Source organism: Streptomyces sp. AC627_RSS907, assembly GCF_019049165.1.
Genome location: NZ_JAGMUE010000761.1, coordinates 1 through 800, shown reverse-complemented (window position 1 = coordinate 800; position 800 = coordinate 1). Strand labels below are relative to the sequence as shown.

Below are 800 nucleotides of genomic sequence, written 5' to 3'. Positions count from 1 at the left end.
CGGCGAGCCCGGGCCGCTGCTCGGCCGGCGGCACGACCAGCGCGAACGCGCGAGCATCGGCCAGGTAGTCGTCGGCGATGCGGCAGTGCATCTCGGGCGGGCACGGCGCGAACCACCGCACGATGTGCTGGCGGTGCTCCTCGGCCAGCTCCAGCGCCAGTTCCCCGTCGGGCGCCACGCCCTGGTCGAACGCGTCGAGCAGCCGCTTCCGCCACTCGGCCGCCTCCGCCATCAAGTGCCGCCAGTCCTCCTTGGTGTGCTCGGCGGCGCGGGCCATCGCCTGCTGGTAACCCTCGCTCGCGCCCCACTTCAGGTGCGCCTCGGTGGCGTAACTCAGGTCGAACGCCACCTCCCCGAACACCTCGAAGCGCTCGCGCGGGGAGAGCTGGACGCCCGTGCGCCGCACCTCCATGGCCCGCTCGGCGACCTCGACCAGCCGCCGCAACGCGGTGATCTGCGCGGTGAGTTCGCGGTGTCGGGTACGGAGCGCGTCGAGCGCGTTGGCCTGCGGGTCGCGCAGGATGGCGGCGATCTCGTCGAGGGGGAAGCCGAGTTCGCGGTAGAAGAGGATCTGTTGGAGGCGGGCCAGGTCGGCGTCGCCGTAGAGTCGGTAGCCGGCCGGGCTGCGCTCGCTCGGCGTCAGCAGCCCCGCCTTGTCGTAGTAGTGCAGGGTGCGCACCGTGACCCCCGCGAAGCCGGCGACCTGCCCGACTGAATAGCTCATGGTGGTGACCTCCCGTTGGGGAAAAGCCTGGAGCCTGACGCGAGGTGAGGGTCAACCGGGACCCGAACCCGCCCCC

Annotated in this window: 1 protein-coding gene; it reads right to left on the bottom strand. The window is 72.0% G+C overall.

Features of this window, described 5'->3' with window-relative positions; all coding sequences use genetic code 11:
* Positions 1–724, bottom strand: a 724-nt coding sequence (locus KUM32_RS38500; protein WP_217146451.1) for a MerR family transcriptional regulator, incomplete at its 3' end; no start/stop codon positions are given.
* Positions 725–800 lie beyond the last annotated feature (76 nt).